This is a genomic window from Roseovarius sp. (assembly GCF_965277045.1).
In the GTDB taxonomy this organism is placed as follows: Bacteria; Pseudomonadota; Alphaproteobacteria; order Rhodobacterales; family Rhodobacteraceae; genus Roseovarius.
Map to the genome: position 1 here is coordinate 264,232 of NZ_OZ255712.1, position 15,993 is coordinate 280,224.

A 15,993-nucleotide genomic window follows, 5' to 3' on the forward strand; every position below is an offset into this window, starting at 1 on the left:
CGTCGCCACCCGCGCGCCGTAGAAAGCTGGCATGCCCCATTCCTTTCCGATCCGCGTCTATTACGAAGATACCGACATGGCCGGGATCGTCTATTATGCCAATTACCTCAGGTACATAGAACGCGCGCGCAGCGACTGGGTGCGGGGGCTGGGGATCGACCAGAACGCGATGCGGCGCGACGATGGCGTGGTCTTTGCCGTGCGCCGGGTCGAGGCCGACTATCACCACCCGGCGAAATTCGATGACGAGCTGGAGGTGCGCACGAGCGTCGTCACGGTCACCGGCGCGCGGCTGGTCATGGAGCAGAAGGTTCTGCGCGGCGAGGAACTGGTCTTTTCGGCACAGGTGACCATCGTCTGCATCAACGACACCGGCCATCCGGCGCGTCTACCGGCGAATATCCGCCTGATGCTGCACTGATCACCCGCAATTGAACGCGCGGATACGGTTGATGTTGGCTTTCCCCTTGGAAATCGTCTAGTTTCGCGCTCAATACGGCCAGTCAACAAGGCCCGGCAAAGCAAAGAGCAGGCAGATGGAAGCAGAAACCCTGGCAATGGCACAGGAGATGGATTTCTCGCTGTGGGCGCTATTCGCACGCGCAACGCTGATCGTGAAACTGGTGATGCTGATGCTGATCGTGGCGTCCTTCTGGGCGTGGTCGATCATCATCCAGAAGACGATCACCTATCGCAAGGCCCGCGCCGAGGCCGAGGCGTTCGACCGCCGCTTCTGGTCGGGCGAGCCGCTGGACGAGCTTTTCGACGAGATCGGGCCCGATCCGGCGGGGCAGTCCGAGCGGGTCTTTGCCGCGGGGATGAGCGAGTGGCGCAGGTCGCACCGCACCGACGGGGCGCTGATCGCGGGCGCCACGGCGCGGATCGACCGCAGCATGGACGTGGCGATCGTGAAGGAAAGCGAGAAGCTGCAGAGCGGGCTGACCATTCTGGCCTCGATCGGGTCGGTGTCGCCCTTCGTGGGCCTCTTCGGCACGGTCTGGGGCATCATGAACGCCTTCATCGAGATTGCCGAGCAGCAGAACACCAACCTGGCCGTCGTGGCGCCGGGGATCGCCGAGGCGCTTCTGGCCACGGGCCTGGGCCTGCTGGCGGCCATCCCGGCGGTGGTGTTCTACAACAAGCTGAGCGCGGATGCGGACCGGATCGTGGCGAGCTATGAGGCCTTCGCGGACGAGTTCGCGACCATCCTGAGCCGGCAGCTGGATTCCTGACATGGGAGCCGGCGTCGTCCAAAAATCAGGTGACACGGGCCGCAGGCGCAGGGGCCGCGGGCGCAGCCGCCCGATGGCGGAAATCAACGTCACACCCTTCGTGGACGTGATGCTGGTGCTGCTGATCATCTTCATGGTGGCCGCTCCCCTGATGACCGTGGGCGTGCCGGTGCAGCTGCCGGAAACCGCGGCCAACGCCCTGCCGGGCGAGGAGGAGGAGCCGCTGACCGTGACGCTGACCGCCGAGGGCGTGGTGATGATCCAGACCACCGAGGTGCAGCGCGGCGAGTTGGTGAACCGGCTGCGCGCCATCGCCACGGAGCGCGACAGCACGCGGGTCTTCCTGCGGGCGGACGGGGCGGTGCCCTACTCGGACGTGATGCAGGTGATGGGCGCGCTCAATCGCGGCGGGTTCGCCAATATCGGGCTGGTGACCGATACCGGCGGGCCGACGCTTGACGAGCAGGGCGGCTGAGATGCGGCTGGACACCGGGCAGATCATTTCCGGTGTGGCTCATACGGGCCTGATCGTCGTTGCCATTTTCGGCGGGGCGTTCAAGTCCGAGCCCTTGCCGTTCGAGATTACCGAGGTGACGGCCATCTCGGAAGAGGAATACGCGGCGATGGTCGCCGAACCGTCGCCCGACGCGGTGGCCAATGTCGACACGCCCGAGCCGCCCGAGGAAGGCCAGGCGCCGGAGCTGTCGAGCGAGGCCGACGCCGCGCCCGAGCAGGACCAGCCCGAAGTGACCGAGACGGCCGAGCCGGACCCGGTGCCCGAGGCCGTCGAGCCCGAGCCGGTGCCGGTGCCCGAGGCGGAAATCGCCGACGCCCCGCAGGAGCCGACGCCGCCGCAGGAGGATACCGCCGTGCTGGCGCCGCAGCAATCGGAGCGCCCGCAGCCCCGGCCCGCGCCGCGCGTCGCGCCGGAGGCGGTGGAGCAGCCGGAACCGGATGTCGAGATCGCGGATGTCGACCAGCAGGCCCCCGAACGCGCCGAGCAGGCCGAGGAGCCTGAGCCGGAGCAGGAGGAAACCGCGCGGCAGGAGGCCACGACCGAGATCGTGACCGAAGCCGAGGAGGTGGCGTCCGCCGCGCCGACACGCTCGGTGCGCCCGCGCACGCGGCCCGAGCAGGTGACCCCGGCGGCCCAGCCCGATCCCGACCCCGAACCGCGCGACGAACCCGCGCAGCAATCCGACCCGGAACCGGCGGCGGAACCCGAGACGCAAGAGGCCACCAGCCCCGACAGCTCGGCGGTGAACGACGCGCTGGCCGAGGCGCTGGGTAGTGACCCCGAGCCGCAAGGCACGCCGCAGGGGCCGCCGCTGACCGCCGGAGAGAAGGACGGTCTGCGCGTAGCGGTGCAGGAATGCTGGAACGTCGGCTCGCTGAGTTCTGACGCGCTGGCCACCACGGTGACGGTGGCGGTGTCGATGTCGGAGGATGGCCGCCCGATCACCAACTCGATCCGCATGATCGGCAGCGAGGGCGGCAGCAATTCCTCGGCGCAGCAGGCGTTCGAGGCCGCAAGGCGGGCGATCATCCGCTGCGGCGCGAGCGGATACAACCTGCCGGTCGAAAAATATGCCTCGTGGCGCGAAATAGAGATGACCTTCAACCCAGAGAGCATGCGGATCAGATGAGACGGCCCGCTGTCCTCTCCGTGCCGGTGCTCGCGGCGCTCATGGTCCCGGTTGCGGCGCTCGGGACCGAGACGTCGGACTGGATCGACGGGTTTCGCACCGACGTGGAGCGCTGCTGGAACCCGCCCGAGGGCAGCGCGGTTGTCACCGTAGCGTTCGGGATGAACCGGGACGGCACGATGAAGGACGACAGCCTGCGCTCAATTCCCCGTGAAATGGCCGACATGGACTCTTTCACGGCGGCCCGGCGTGCCATCCTGAGGTGCAGTCGGATGGGATTTGACCTGCCAGCGGATCAATATGACGCGTGGCGCAACATCGAGATGACATTCGGCCCCGCGGTCGAAGGGGAGCAGTGACATGAGAATAATCCTGGCCTTTGTGGCGATCCTTGCCAGCCTTGCGGCGCCCGTGATGGCGCAGGAAGAGCGCAGCGGGCCGCTGAGGATCGAGATCACCGAGGGCGTGATCGAGCCCTTGCCCTTTGCCGTGCCGAATTTCGTGGCCGAAAGCGCACAGGCGCAGGAGATGGCCGCCAATATCACGCGGGTCATCGCCGCCGACCTGACCGGCACGGGCCTGTTCCGCGAGATTCCGCAGGACGCGCATATCGCGCGGGTCACGGCGTTTTCCAGCCCCGTACAGTTCGCCGACTGGAAGGCGATCAACGCGCAGGCGCTGATCGTGGGCGGCGTCAGCGTGGACGACAGCGGCAAGGTCGTCGTGAAATTCCGGCTCTATGACGTGTTCGCGGGCCAGCAGATGGGCGACGGCCTGCAATTCGTGGGCACCACCGATGGCTGGCGGCGCATCGCGCACAAGGTCTCGGACCAGGTGTACGCGCGGCTTACCGGCGAGGACCCGTATTTCGACAGCCGCGTCGTCTTCGTGTCGGAAACCGGCCCTAAGGACGCACGGCAAAAGCGGCTGGCGATCATGGATTATGACGGCGCGAACGTGACCTACCTGACCGACAGCGCCTCGATCGTGCTGGCGCCGCGGTTTTCGCCGGGCGGGGACCGGGTGCTGTATACCAGCTATGAGAGCGGCTTTCCCAAGATTTACGTGCTGGACGTGGCGACGGCGGGGCGCAACGTGCTGAACGCCGCCGATGGCGAGATGAGTTTCGCGCCGCGCTTTGCGCCCAACGGCCAGACCATCGTCTACAGCCTGACCACGGGCGGCAACACCGACCTTTACCAGCTGAACATCGGCAGCGGGCAGACCTCGCGCCTGACCACGACGCCCTCGATCGAGACCGCGCCCAGCTTCAGCCCCGATGGCAGCAGGATCGTGTTCGAATCCGACCGCTCGGGCACGCCGCAGCTCTACGTGATGCCAGCGGGTGGCGGCGAGGCGACGCGGATCAGCTTCGGGCAGGGCCGCTATGGCACGCCGGTGTGGTCGCCGCGCGGCGACCTGATCGCCTTTACCAAGCAGAGCAAAGGCCGGTTCCATATCGGCGTGATGCGCACCGATGGCAGCGAGGAACGCCTGCTGACCGCATCCTTCCTGGACGAAGGGCCGACATGGGCGCCCAATGGCCGGGTGATCATGTTTGCTCGCGAAACCCAAGGCGCGCAGGGCACGTCGAGCCTGTGGTCGGTGGACATCACCGGGCGCAACCTCAAGCAGGTGCGCACCGACACCGGCGCCTCGGATCCGTCCTGGGGACCGTTGCAGAACTGAGGCGGCAAAAGGGACATGCATCCGCCGCGGGCCTATGATATTAACCATTGCAAGAGCAACAAGACATCGAGTGGGGCACTGAAATGAGACATCTGAGCAAGGCATTGATCGTGGTGGCGGGGCTGGCGGTAAGCGCGTGCAGCAACCCCGACCGGTTCGGCGACCAATATGCCGACGGCACGGGCGCCGGCGGGGTCGGAGCCGGCGCTGTGGCCGGAACCGCGCAGGATCCGCAATCGCCGCTTTACTTCCAGCAGACGATCGGCGACCGCGTGCTTTTCGCGGTGGACCAGTCCACCCTGTCGCCCACGGCGACGGCCACGCTGGACGGGCAGGCGCAATGGCTGGCCACCAACGTGGAATACAACGCCATCATCGAAGGCCATGCCGACGAGCAGGGCACGCGGCAATACAACATCGCGCTGGGCGCACGCCGCGCCAACGCGGTGCAGGAATACCTGATCTCGAGGGGCGTCAGCCCGGCGCGGCTGAAGGTCATCAGCTATGGCAAGGAACGCCCGCTGGAGATTTGCAGCGAGGAATCGTGCTATGCCAAGAACCGCCGCGCCGTGACGGTGATCTCGGCTGTGCCGACAAGCTGATAGGACGAAGGGCGGGGTGAACATGCGTCGTGTGATACTGGGCCTTGTGGTGGCCGCGTTCGGGATGGGGCCGGTTTCGGCCTCGGCCCAGGCCAATACCGAAACCCTGGCGGATATCCGGCAGGAGCTGTCGGTGCTCTATGTCGAGTTGCAGAAGCTGAAGCGCGAGCTGAACACCACCGGCGCCGCGGGTGCCGCGACGGTGGGCGGCAGCGTGCTGGACCGGGTGAACACGATCGAGTCCGAGTTGCAGCGCCTGACGTCGAAGACGGAAGAGCTGGAGTTTCGCATCGACAGCGTGGTGACCGACGGCACCAACCGGGTGGGCGACCTGGAGTTCCGGATCTGCGAACTGGAGCCCTCCTGCGATATCGGCAGCATCGAGCCCGGCGACACGCTGGGCGGTGTGGAACCGTCGACGGGCGGCAACGCGGGCGGTACGGGCACTGCCCCGGCCACCGGCACGACAGGCGTCGCGACCACCGAAGGCTCCACGGCCAGCACCACCGGAAACACAACGGGCACGGATACCGGCGTGCAGATGGCCGCCGCGGAACAGGCCGATTTCGACGCCGCCATGGCGGCCTTCGAGTCCGGTGAATACACCGCCGCAGCCACGCAGTTCGAGCGTTTCACCACCAACTATCCCGGCAGCCCGATGGAGGCGCAGGCCGGGCTGAAGCGGGGCGAGGCGCTGGAGAAGGCCAATGACATGACCGGCGCGGCGCGCGCCTATCTGGATACGTTCAGCACCGCACCCGACGGCCCGCAGGCGCCGCAGGCGCTGTTCCTGCTGGGCCGGTCGCTGGGCCAGCTTGGGCAGACCAACGAGGCCTGCCTGACATTGGGGGAGGTGGCGCAGCGCTTTCCGCAATCGCCCGCGGTCGGACAGGCGACGCAGGCGATGCAGAACCTTGGGTGTTCGTGAACCGACCCAACGCGCATATTCTGGATCAGTTCGTGGCGACATTCGGCAATGCCCGGCCCAATCGGCTGGGCATTGCCGTGTCCGGGGGCAGCGATTCTCTGGCGCTTCTGGTGCTGGCGCGGCACTGGGCGGCGCAGGGCGGGCCGGAGCCCCATGCGGTCACGGTGGATCATGGCCTGCGCGACGGCTCGGCTGACGAGGCGGCGGGGGTTTCTGCCCTGTGTGCGCGGCTTGGCGTGGCGCACCGGACCCTGGAATGGCGCGGCTGGGACGGTGCGGGCAACCTGTCCGACGCCGCGCGGCGCGCCCGCTACGGGCTGATCGCCGACTGGGCCGAGGCTGAGGGCATCACCGACGTGGTGCTGGGCCATACCCTGAACGACGTGGCCGAAACCTTTGTCATGCGCCTGTCGCGCGAGGCCGGGGTCGACGGGCTGGCCACGATGACGCCGGGCTGGCGGCAGGGCGCGGTCGAGTTTCGCCGGCCCCTGTTGCAGGTGTCCCGGGCCGAGCTGCGGACGTTGGTCACGGCCGAGGGGCTGGAGTGGATCGACGACCCGACGAATACCGATGACGCGTTCGAGCGGGCGCGGGTGCGCAAGGCGCTGGGCGTGCTGGAGGGGTTGGGGATCACGGCACGCGGGCTGGGCACCGTGGCGCGCCACATGACCGAGGTGCGCCAGGCGCTGTACTGGTACGTGTTCGTGGAGGCGCGCAGGTACGTGACGTTCGACCGGGGCGACGTCGTGATCGAGCGAAAGGGCTTTCGCACCCTGCCGCGCGACATCTGCCGCCGCATGGTGCAGGAGATCCTGCGCTGGATCAGCGGCGCGGAATACGGCCCGCGCGGCAAGGCGGTGGACCTGATGCTGGAGGCGATCCGCGGCGGCAACGGCATGACGCTGCACGGCGTGATGATGAGCGTCGGCGCCGATCACCTGCGCTTCACCCGCGAGCCGCAGGCGGTTGCGCAGCTGCGCGCGGCGCCCGGCGCGGCGTGGGACGGCCGCTGGCGGCTGGACGGGCCGTGGCCCGACGGGGCCGAGGTGGCCGCGCTGGGCGAGGCGGGTCTGGCGCAGTGCGAGGATCGGGTGCGGCCGGGATTGCCACGGGCGTCGCTCATGGCCAGCCCGGCGGTCTGGCGGGGCGGGCATTTGGTCGCGGCACCGCTGGCGGGGGTCGCAGAAGGCTGGTCCGCCACGCTCTTGCGGGATGAAGACATGTTCTTTGCCGGCATTCTTGCGCATTGAACAACACGTAACGATCTCTATTTATAACACTCGGGTCCTGTGGTAGGTCAGACCCCTAAAGACGTGAGGAGAAAGCCCTTGGGCAACGCGAGAAACTTCGCCTTCTGGTTGGTCCTGTTCCTTTTGATCATGGCGCTGTTCAGCCTGTTCAACGGATCCGGCAACACCCTGCAGAGCAAGGCCATCCCCTATTCCGAGTTCGTCGAGGCGGTCGAGGACGGTGAAGTGTCCGAGGTGACGCTGGACGGCGAGAACGTGCGATTCCGGGGCGAGGACGGCAACAATTACTCGACCATCAAGCCCGAGGATGCCGAGGTGACCTCGCTGCTGCTGGACCGGGATATCCCGATCAAGGCGGAATCGCAGGAGCAATCCGGGTTTCAGACTTTCCTGATCTCGCTTTTGCCCTTCGTGCTGCTGATCGGTGTGTGGATTTATTTCATGAACCGGATGCAGGGCGGCGGCAAGGGCGGCGCCATGGGCTTTGGCAAGTCGAAGGCCAAGATGCTGACCGAAAAGCATGGCCGCGTGACGTTCGACGACGTGGCGGGCATCGACGAGGCCAAGGAAGAGCTGGAGGAGATCGTCGAGTTCCTGCGCAACCCGCAGAAATTCTCGCGCCTTGGCGGCAAGATCCCCAAGGGCGCGCTGCTGGTGGGCCCTCCGGGCACGGGTAAGACCCTATTGGCCCGTGCGATTGCGGGCGAAGCGGGCGTGCCCTTCTTCACCATCTCGGGTTCCGACTTCGTCGAGATGTTCGTGGGTGTCGGCGCGTCCCGCGTGCGCGACATGTTCGAGCAAGCGAAGAAGAACGCGCCCTGCATCGTCTTCATCGACGAAATCGACGCCGTGGGCCGGCATCGTGGTGCCGGCTATGGCGGCGGCAATGACGAGCGCGAACAGACCCTCAACCAGCTTCTGGTCGAGATGGACGGGTTCGAGGCCAATGAGGGCGTGATCATCGTCGCGGCGACCAACCGCAAGGACGTGCTGGACCCCGCGCTGTTGCGTCCGGGCCGGTTCGACCGCCAGGTGACGGTGCCCAACCCCGATATCAAGGGCCGCGAGAAGATCCTGGGCGTCCATGCCCGCAAGACCCCGCTGGGGCCCGACGTGGACCTGCGTATCATCGCGCGCGGCACGCCCGGCTTTTCCGGGGCGGATCTGGCGAACCTGGTGAACGAGGCGGCGCTGATGGCCGCGCGCGTGGGCCGGCGCTTCGTGTCGATGGTCGACTTCGAGCAGGCCAAGGACAAGGTGATGATGGGCGCAGAGCGCCGGAGCATGGTCCTGACGCCCGAACAGAAGGAAAAGACCGCCTATCACGAGGCCGGTCACGCCATCGTCGGGCTGGCCCTGCCGCAATGCGACCCGGTCTACAAGGCCACGATCATCCCGCGCGGCGGCGCGCTGGGCATGGTCGTCAGCCTGCCCGAGATCGACCGGCTGAACTGGCACAAGTCGGAATGCGAGGAAAAGCTGGCGATGACCATGGCGGGCAAGGCCGCCGAGATCATCAAGTACGGCCCCGACGCGGTGTCGAACGGCCCCGCGGGCGACATCCAGCAGGCGTCGTCGCTGGCGCGCGCCATGGTGCTGCGCTGGGGCATGTCCGACAAGGTGGGCAACGTCGATTATGAGCAGGCGCACGAAGGCTACATGGGCAACAGCGCCGGTGGCTTCTCGATCTCGGCCCATACCAAGGAGCTGATCGAGGACGAGGTGAAGCGTCTGATCGACGAAGCCTACCAGCGGGCCTATGACATCCTGACCGAAAAGCAGGACGAATGGGAGCGGCTGGCGCAGGGGCTGCTGGAATACGAGACCCTGACCGGCGAGGAGATCGAGCGCGTGATCAACGGCGATCCACCCGAGGCCGATGACGACCAGGGCGGCACCCCGCAGAAGGACGACAAGCCGTCCTTGACCGCGATCCCGAAGACCAAGCCCAAGTCGACGCCGCCCGAGGGCGGATTGGAGCCGGAACCGACAGCGTGACGACGACGACACACGTGAAGACCGACTGGAATCCGGGCGCCTACGCCCGGTTTCACGACCTTCGGCTGCGTCCGGGCCTTGATCTGGTGAACACGATCAGCAGCATGGGCGCGGGCGACATCTATGACCTCGGCTGCGGCAACGGCGCGCTGGGCGAGGCGCTTCGGGCCCGGGCCGGAAACCGCAAGGTGATCGGCGTGGATGCCAGCCCCGCGATGCTGGAAAAGGCCCGCGGCTGCAAGGCGTATGACAGTTTCAGCCAGGCCGATATTTCCGACTGGACGCCCGCGCGCGTGCCGGGGCTGATCTTTTCCAACGCCGCGCTGCACTGGGTGGGGCATCATGAACAGTTGCTGCCGCGACTGGTGCGGATGCTCAGCAAGGGCGGCACGCTGGCGGTGCAGATGCCGCATCAGAACAAGGCGCCGTCGCACCGTGTCTGGCTGAGCCTGGTAGAGGAAATGTTCCCCGGCCGGGTCGAGAAGATGGGCACGCCCGGCGTCATGGCGCCGGTGAAATACGACGAGCTTCTGGCCGGCATGGGCCAGTTCCGCATGTGGGAAACCGAGTATTACCAGCGCCTGATGGCCGAGCCGGGCAGCCACCCGGTGCGCCGTTTCACCGAGAGCACCTATGCGCGCCCGGTGCTGGAAGCGCTGGAAGAGGACGAGAAGGCGGCGCTGATCAAGCGCTACGAGGAAGCGATGCACGCGGCCTACCCGGTGCGCAAGGACGGCTCGGTCCTGTTCCCGTTCCGGCGGATGTTCTTTACCCTGTCGGTCTGAGCGGGGGCGTTTTCTTGCAAAAGAAAACGGGACGGAATTTTTTCAAAATTCCGGCGCGCGCGCTTCACCGTCACGCACCGTTTCGGGCGGCGTAAAAGACCATGGCCTCGTCCAGCAGGCGAAACCCGGTGTCGAACGCGGTGAGCGTCATGTCGTGGACGGACCCGGGCAGTCCGGTGGGCAGCTCCGCCGTGACGCTGTCGGTCAGGGCCATCTGCGTGGCGCCGTTGTGGAACATCTTGATGCGCTCCATGACCACATCGCCGTTGGGCGGCTCGTCCAGCACCTCGTCCATCAGGTCCAGCACGTCTTCGGAGATGCAGAGCGTGCGGTACATCAGGCCCAACGCGTCGCGTTCGACCCTGTGCAGGTCCCTAAAGCCGGGCGCGTTGCGCCAGACGCAAGGGATCTGCGCGCCGAGTGCGCGCACTCTCTGGACCGCGTAAGGCAGTAGGAACAGCTGCGTGTCGTTGTCGGTGAACCGGCCCGAAACCAGCGCCTCGCGGCCGCGCGTGTAAGCGTCTTCCAGCGTCAGGCCGCGGTTGAACCGCGCCAGCATCGCGGCAGGGGATTCTCCGGGCAGGGCACGGGGGGCCGGCATCGACCGGGCCCAAGCCCAGCCGTCGCGCAGGCCGCGCATGTGCTGGGCCATGCCCAGACGATCGGCCTTGAGGGCGCTATCGAATTCCGCTTCCTTCCCGTTGGCGGCAAGCGTTGCCATCAGCAGGATGTGCCGGTGTTCCCGGCCGAGCGCATCGAGGTCTGGCGCGCCCGCCTTTTCCCGGACGTCCTCGAACAGCTCGTAGACCTGCACGGCCATCCAGTCGGTTTCGCTGATGCCGGGAGTGTGCCGGCGGTTCGTGGCGGAGGTCAGGACCTTGCCGTGCTTGACCAGCACGATGGTCCGGATCTCGGCGTGGAATGCCTTGACCGACTGCCAAGCCTCGGGCGAGAGCGGCTTGGGGTGTTTGCGAAAGAAAGCGAAAGCCATGAACGTCCCTTTTCATGCGTGTTCGGGGAGAAGATGACCGGGGACCTTGACCTGTTTCGGGCGATAAGGTGACATGCCCGGACGATGGTAAGATTTTTCCCCGGGAAAGACCCGAAGTCACCGTGGAGCGCGGTGACCGAGACGTGCGAAGGAACGCGCCGATGCCTGCCTTGATACCCACCGATCACTATGCCGAGATCACCTGGATCGGGTGCGTCGCGGACCAGAAGAGCGGCATCCGCTCGGCCGCGCTGGACCAGGTGGAGCTGACATGGGACGGGGTGCCCGGAGAGTTCCACGGCGGACGGACGCGCCCTGCCTGTGTGCGGGTAAAGGACCAGCATGCCGAAGGCATCGAGATCGCCAATGTGCGGCAGCTGTCCATCGTGTCGGCCGAGGAGATGGCGGCGATTGCCGAGGAGATCGGGATCGACGCCGTGGCTCCGGAATGGCTGGGCGCGTCGCTGGTGCTGAATGGCATCGACGATTTCAGCCGCCTGCCGCCCGCGTCGCGCTTGCAGACCGAGAGCGGTACGGCGCTGATCGTGGACATGGAGAACCGGCCCTGCATCTGGCCTGCCAAGGAGCTGGAGAAGGACCATCCGGGCCTTGGCAAGCGGTTCAAGCCCGCCGCGGCGCATCGCCGGGGCGTCACGGCCTGGGTCGAGCGGCCCGGACCGCTGCGGCTGGGCGACCGGATGCGCCTGCACGTGCCGGACCAGCGGCCCTGGCTGCATCTGGAGGGATGCCTGAGCGGCAAGTCCTTCTGAGCACCGGCTGTTTCCGATGTGAAACGCGGGCGCGACAGGCTGCCGCATCAGCCCCCGGAAATGTCGGATTCCTGACCGGGTGACCGCAGCTGACTTTGTATGGCTGTCCCCGAAGCATCATCGCTTATGTCCAAAGGGAAGACACAATGAGCCACAAATCAGACATCGAGATTGCGCGTGCGGCGTCGAAGAAGCCGATCCAGGAGATTGGCGACAAGCTTGGGATACCGTCCGAGCACCTGCTGCCCTACGGGCATGACAAGGCGAAGGTGAGCCAGGACTACATCAACTCGGTGAAGGGCAACGAGAACGGCAAGCTGATTCTCGTGACCGCGATCAACCCGACGCCGGCGGGCGAGGGGAAGACCACCACCACGGTGGGCCTGGGCGACGGTCTCAACCACATCGGCAAGAAGGCGATGATCTGCATCCGCGAGGCCTCTCTGGGGCCGAACTTCGGGATGAAGGGCGGCGCCGCGGGCGGCGGCTATGCCCAGGTGGTGCCGATGGAGGACATGAACCTGCACTTCACCGGCGACTTCCACGCGATCACCTCGGCACACGCGCTGCTGAGCGCAATGATCGACAACCACGTCTACTGGGGCAACGACGCCGAGATCGACACCCGCCGGATCGTCTGGCGCCGGGTGGTGGACATGAACGACCGCTCCTTGCGCCAGATCACGTCGTCGCTGGGTGGTGTGGCCAACGGCTTTGCCCGCGAGGACGGGTTCGACATCACCGTGGCGTCGGAGGTCATGGCGATCCTCTGCCTGGCGAGCGACCTCAAGGACCTCGAGGAGCGGCTGGGCGCGATGATCGTGGCCTATCGCCGCGACCGCAGCCCGGTTTTCTGCCGCGATATCAAGGCCGAGGGCGCGATGACCGTCCTTCTGAAGGACGCGATGCAGCCCAACCTGGTGCAGACGCTGGAGAACAACCCGGCCTTCGTGCATGGCGGGCCGTTCGCGAACATCGCGCATGGCTGCAACTCGGTCATCGCCACGACCACGGCGCTGAAGATCGCCGATTACGTGGTGACGGAAGCCGGCTTCGGCGCCGACCTGGGCGCGGAGAAGTTCATGAACATCAAGTGCCGCAAGGCCGGGATCGCGCCGTCGGCGGTGGTGATCGTGGCGACGGTGCGGGCGATGAAGATGAACGGCGGCGTGGCCAAGGCGGATCTCGGGGCCGAGAACGTGGACGCGGTCAAGGCGGGCTGCCCGAACCTGGGCCGGCATATCGAAAATGTTAAGTCTTTCGGTGTACCGGTGGTGGTGGCGATCAACCATTTCGTGACCGACACCGATGCCGAAGTGCAGGCGGTGAAGGACTTCGTGGCCGAAAACGGCGCCGAGGCGGTGCTGTCGCGCCACTGGGAGCTGGGCTCGGAAGGGTCGGCGGACCTGGCGAAGAAGGTCGTGGAGACGATCGAGAAGGGCGAGGCGGACTTCAAGCCGATCTATCCCGACGAGATGAGCCTGTTCGAGAAGGTCGAGACCATCGCCAGGAAGATCTATCGCGCCGACGAGGTGATCGCGGACAAGAAGATCCGCGACCAGCTGAAGAGTTGGGAAGAGCAGGGTTACGGCAACCTGCCGGTGTGCATGGCGAAGACGCAGTACAGCTTCTCGACCGATCCCACCCAGCGCGGCGCGCCCACGGGCCACTCGGTGCCGGTACGCGAAGTGCGCCTGTCGGCAGGTGCGGGCTTCGTCGTGGTGGTCTGCGGCGAGATCATGACCATGCCCGGCCTGCCCAGCCGGCCGGCGTCTGAATCCATCCGCCTGAACGACCAGGGCGAAATCGAAGGGTTGTTCTAAAGGACCGGTTTTCCCCGCCCTGTGCCAAAGGTATAGGGTGGGGGACCAATTTTCGGGGCCGGGAGGAAAGACATGACGGCAGAGATTATCGACGGCAAGGCATTTGCCGCAAAAGTGCGCGAGAAGGTGGCGGGCCATGTGGACCGCCTGAAGGATGAGCACGGCATCACGCCGGGGCTGGCCGTGGTGCTGGTGGGCGAGGACCCGGCAAGCCAGGTCTACGTGCGCTCGAAGAACAAGCAGACCGTCGAGGTCGGCATGAATTCCTACGAGCACAAGCTGGAGGCGGACACCTCGGAAGAGGATCTGCTGGCGCTGATCGACCAGCTGAACAAGGACAAGGACGTGCATGGCATCCTGGTGCAGCTGCCACTGCCGGATCATCTGGATTCCGACCTCGTGATCAACTCGATCGACCCGGCCAAGGACGTGGATGGTTTTCATATCTCGAATGTGGGCCTGTTGGGGACCGGGCAGAAAAGCATGGTGCCCTGCACGCCGCTGGGCTGTCTGATGATGCTGCGCGAACACCATGGGTCGCTGTCCGGCATGGACGCGGTGGTTGTCGGGCGGTCGAACATCGTGGGCAAGCCGATGGCGCAGCTTTTGCTTGGCGACAGCTGCACGGTGACCATCGCGCATAGCCGCACCAAGGATTTGCCCGAGGTGGTGCGCCGCGCCGACATCGTCGTGGCCGCCGTGGGCCGGCCCGAAATGGTGCCGGGCGACTGGATCAAGGAAGGCGCCACGGTGATCGACGTGGGCATCAACCGGGTCGAGCGCGACGGCAAGAACAAGCTGGTGGGCGATGCGGACTATGAGTCGTGCGCGGCGCGCGCGGGGGCGATCACGCCTGTTCCGGGCGGCGTCGGGCCGATGACCATCGCCTGCCTCTTGGCCAACACGGTGACGGCCTGCTGCCGCGCCAACGGCTTGTCGGAGCCCGAAGGGCTGACGGCGTAAGACCTCTCGCCCGGCGGTCCCCGCCGGGCAGCCCCCGACCGCCCCCACGGGCGGGGGCTTTGCCCCCACCCTCGGTCGGGGACTGCCCTTATTTCTGGTTGGCTTGGACGGCCCAGTGCCGCGCCGCTAAAGCTCCACCGGGATCATCGTCCCGACCAGCATGGCGATGTGGCGCTCCGCGCCGTCCGTCACGGCGAAGACATCCGACTGCACTACCATCAGACGGCGGCCCGGTTTGATCACCCGGCCCCGCGCGACGAGGTGATCGCCCGCGCCGGGGGCCAGAAGGTTGATCTTCATTTCCGTGGTCATCACTTCCATCCCCTCTGGGATCAGGGTGAGCGCGGAATAGCCCGCGGCGCTGTCGCCGATGGCGAAGGTCAGGCCGGCATGGGCGACGCCCTGTTGCTGGCGGCTGCCTTCGAGGATAGGCGCGGTGATCTCGACCTTGCCTTTGGCGATGCCGGCGAGCGTGGCGCCCAGCGTCTGCATCATGGATTGCCGGGCGAAGCTATCGCGGATGCGGGTCTCGATTTGCGCGGACATGGGGGTCTCCGGGTGGTCTTGTCCCCGGCAGTCTAGGCCGGGCGGGCGGCAATGGGAACGGGGCGTGTTAGGCCCTGCGGCCGCGCGGCATGGGCGCGGGATGGGGCGTGTTGCCGGTAAGGATGGCCAGCGCCTCGGGCCGCATCAGGTTGCAGAGCGCGGCATCGTGGCTGCGCAGGCCGCCGGTATAAGTGCCGTAGGCGGGCATGATCAGCCGGTCGCTGTCGAGCAGGAAGGCGGGGCGGGTGATGGCGCGGCCCCGGACGGGCAGGGTGACCTTGGGGTGATAGTGCCCCGACACCTCGCCCGAATAGCCGGCCTGTGCGATGTGGCGAAAGGTGAGCGGCGGCACGGGCAGCTCGAACAGGTGCGCGCCGCCGAGGTCGACGGGGCCGGGATCGTGGTTGCCCTCGATCCAGACCCAGCGGCGGCCGGCCTGAAGGCGGCTGATCCAGAGCTTTTCGGCCTCCAGCAGGGCGCGGGCGGCAAGGGCGTCGTCGAAGCTGTCGCCGAGGCAGATGACGGTATGGGCGCCGGTGGCCTCCAAGTCGGCTTGCAGGCGCGACAGGGTGTCGTGCGTCTCGTAGGGGGGCAGTTGCGCTTCGCCCAGGCGGGCGCGGCGTTCGGTCTTACCCAGATGCATGTCCGACACGCATAGAAGGTTCTGGTCCCGCCAGAAAAGCGCGCCGGAGCCAAGGGCGGTGAGGCGCGCGCCTGCCAATGTGAACTCGTAGCCGTTCATGCTTCGTTCATCACGCGGGGCGCGTGAT

The 15,993-nt window shown here is 66.6% G+C and carries 17 protein-coding genes; 14 read left to right on the top strand and 3 right to left on the bottom strand.

The features are described 5' to 3' along the window. The first annotated feature begins 31 nt into the window (after positions 1-31). The 11 genes from ybgC to ACQY4V_RS01375 all read left to right on the top strand — a co-directional run bounded on the left by ybgC (position 32) and on the right by ACQY4V_RS01375 (position 10,130). Positions 32-421 (top strand): tol-pal system-associated acyl-CoA thioesterase, encoded by a 390-nt coding sequence (gene ybgC, locus ACQY4V_RS01325; protein WP_428515153.1) that lies wholly within the window; start codon positions 32-34, stop codon positions 419-421. Between the two features lie 115 nt (positions 422-536). Then, a complete protein-coding gene (gene tolQ, locus ACQY4V_RS01330) occupies positions 537-1,232 on the top strand; it encodes a protein TolQ (RefSeq protein ID WP_057791871.1) in 696 nt (231 codons plus the stop codon). 1 nt (position 1,233) lies between these two features. Then, positions 1,234-1,707 (top strand): protein TolR, encoded by a 474-nt coding sequence (gene tolR, locus ACQY4V_RS01335; protein ID WP_057791869.1) that lies wholly within the window; start codon positions 1,234-1,236, stop codon positions 1,705-1,707. A 1-nt stretch (position 1,708) separates the two neighbouring features. Further along, entirely contained in the window at positions 1,709-2,878 is a 1,170-nt protein-coding gene (locus ACQY4V_RS01340; RefSeq protein WP_428515154.1) for an energy transducer TonB, read from the top strand. Next, positions 2,875-3,237: a hypothetical protein gene (locus tag ACQY4V_RS01345; RefSeq protein ID WP_428515155.1), complete on the top strand. Its 363-nt coding sequence runs from the start codon at positions 2,875-2,877 to the stop codon at positions 3,235-3,237. Before ACQY4V_RS01340 ends, ACQY4V_RS01345 begins: the two co-directional genes overlap by 4 nt. A 1-nt stretch (position 3,238) precedes the next feature. Beyond that, entirely contained in the window at positions 3,239-4,567 is a 1,329-nt protein-coding gene (tolB, locus tag ACQY4V_RS01350) for a Tol-Pal system beta propeller repeat protein TolB (RefSeq protein WP_428515156.1), read from the top strand. A gap of 83 nt (positions 4,568-4,650) precedes the next feature. Beyond that, on the top strand, positions 4,651-5,169 hold the full coding sequence (pal, locus tag ACQY4V_RS01355) for a peptidoglycan-associated lipoprotein Pal (RefSeq protein WP_428515157.1): 519 nt from the start codon (positions 4,651-4,653) through the stop codon (positions 5,167-5,169). 22 nt (positions 5,170-5,191) lie between these two features. Then, a complete protein-coding gene (gene ybgF / locus ACQY4V_RS01360; RefSeq protein WP_428515158.1) occupies positions 5,192-6,097 on the top strand; it encodes a tol-pal system protein YbgF in 906 nt (301 codons plus the stop codon). Further along, complete coding sequence (gene tilS, locus ACQY4V_RS01365; RefSeq protein ID WP_428515159.1) at positions 6,094-7,347, top strand: tRNA lysidine(34) synthetase TilS; 1,254 nt, start codon at positions 6,094-6,096, stop codon at positions 7,345-7,347. The genes ybgF and tilS overlap by 4 nt, the downstream gene beginning before the upstream one ends. A 78-nt stretch (positions 7,348-7,425) precedes the next feature. Further along, entirely contained in the window at positions 7,426-9,345 is a 1,920-nt protein-coding gene (gene ftsH / locus ACQY4V_RS01370) for an ATP-dependent zinc metalloprotease FtsH (RefSeq protein WP_428515160.1), read from the top strand. A gap of 104 nt (positions 9,346-9,449) precedes the next feature. Beyond that, positions 9,450-10,130 (top strand): methyltransferase domain-containing protein, encoded by a 681-nt coding sequence (locus ACQY4V_RS01375; RefSeq protein WP_428517325.1) that lies wholly within the window; start codon positions 9,450-9,452, stop codon positions 10,128-10,130. Between the two features lie 70 nt (positions 10,131-10,200). Here the strand turns inward: ACQY4V_RS01375 and ACQY4V_RS01380 are convergent, their stop codons facing one another. Beyond that, positions 10,201-11,121 carry a hypothetical protein gene (locus ACQY4V_RS01380; RefSeq protein WP_428515161.1) on the bottom strand — a complete coding sequence of 307 codons (921 nt, stop codon included), beginning with the start codon at positions 11,119-11,121 and terminating at the stop codon, positions 10,201-10,203. Between the two features lie 161 nt (positions 11,122-11,282). Here ACQY4V_RS01380 and ACQY4V_RS01385 point away from each other — a divergent pair, with 161 nt between their 5' ends. The 3 genes from ACQY4V_RS01385 to folD all read left to right on the top strand — a co-directional run bounded on the left by ACQY4V_RS01385 (position 11,283) and on the right by folD (position 14,677). Beyond that, positions 11,283-11,891, top strand: a complete 609-nt coding sequence (locus ACQY4V_RS01385; protein ID WP_428515162.1) for an MOSC domain-containing protein — start codon at positions 11,283-11,285, stop codon at positions 11,889-11,891. Between the two features lie 146 nt (positions 11,892-12,037). Further along, the gene (locus ACQY4V_RS01390) at positions 12,038-13,714 is read left to right on the top strand and encodes a formate--tetrahydrofolate ligase (protein ID WP_428515038.1); all 1,677 of its coding nucleotides are present in this window, start codon (positions 12,038-12,040) and stop codon (positions 13,712-13,714) included. Positions 13,715-13,786: 72 nt separating this feature from the next. After that, a complete protein-coding gene (gene folD / locus ACQY4V_RS01395; RefSeq protein WP_428515163.1) occupies positions 13,787-14,677 on the top strand; it encodes a bifunctional methylenetetrahydrofolate dehydrogenase/methenyltetrahydrofolate cyclohydrolase FolD in 891 nt (296 codons plus the stop codon). Positions 14,678-14,803: 126 nt separating this feature from the next. Here the strand turns inward: folD and ACQY4V_RS01400 are convergent, their stop codons facing one another. Both ACQY4V_RS01400 and pdeM read right to left on the bottom strand, forming a co-directional pair. Continuing rightward, entirely contained in the window at positions 14,804-15,223 is a 420-nt protein-coding gene (locus ACQY4V_RS01400; protein ID WP_428515164.1) for a PaaI family thioesterase, read from the bottom strand. A gap of 67 nt (positions 15,224-15,290) precedes the next feature. Then, positions 15,291-15,965, bottom strand: coding sequence for a ligase-associated DNA damage response endonuclease PdeM (gene pdeM, locus ACQY4V_RS01405; RefSeq protein ID WP_428515165.1), 675 nt, complete (start codon positions 15,963-15,965; stop codon positions 15,291-15,293). Between the last annotated feature and the right edge of the window lie 28 nt (positions 15,966-15,993).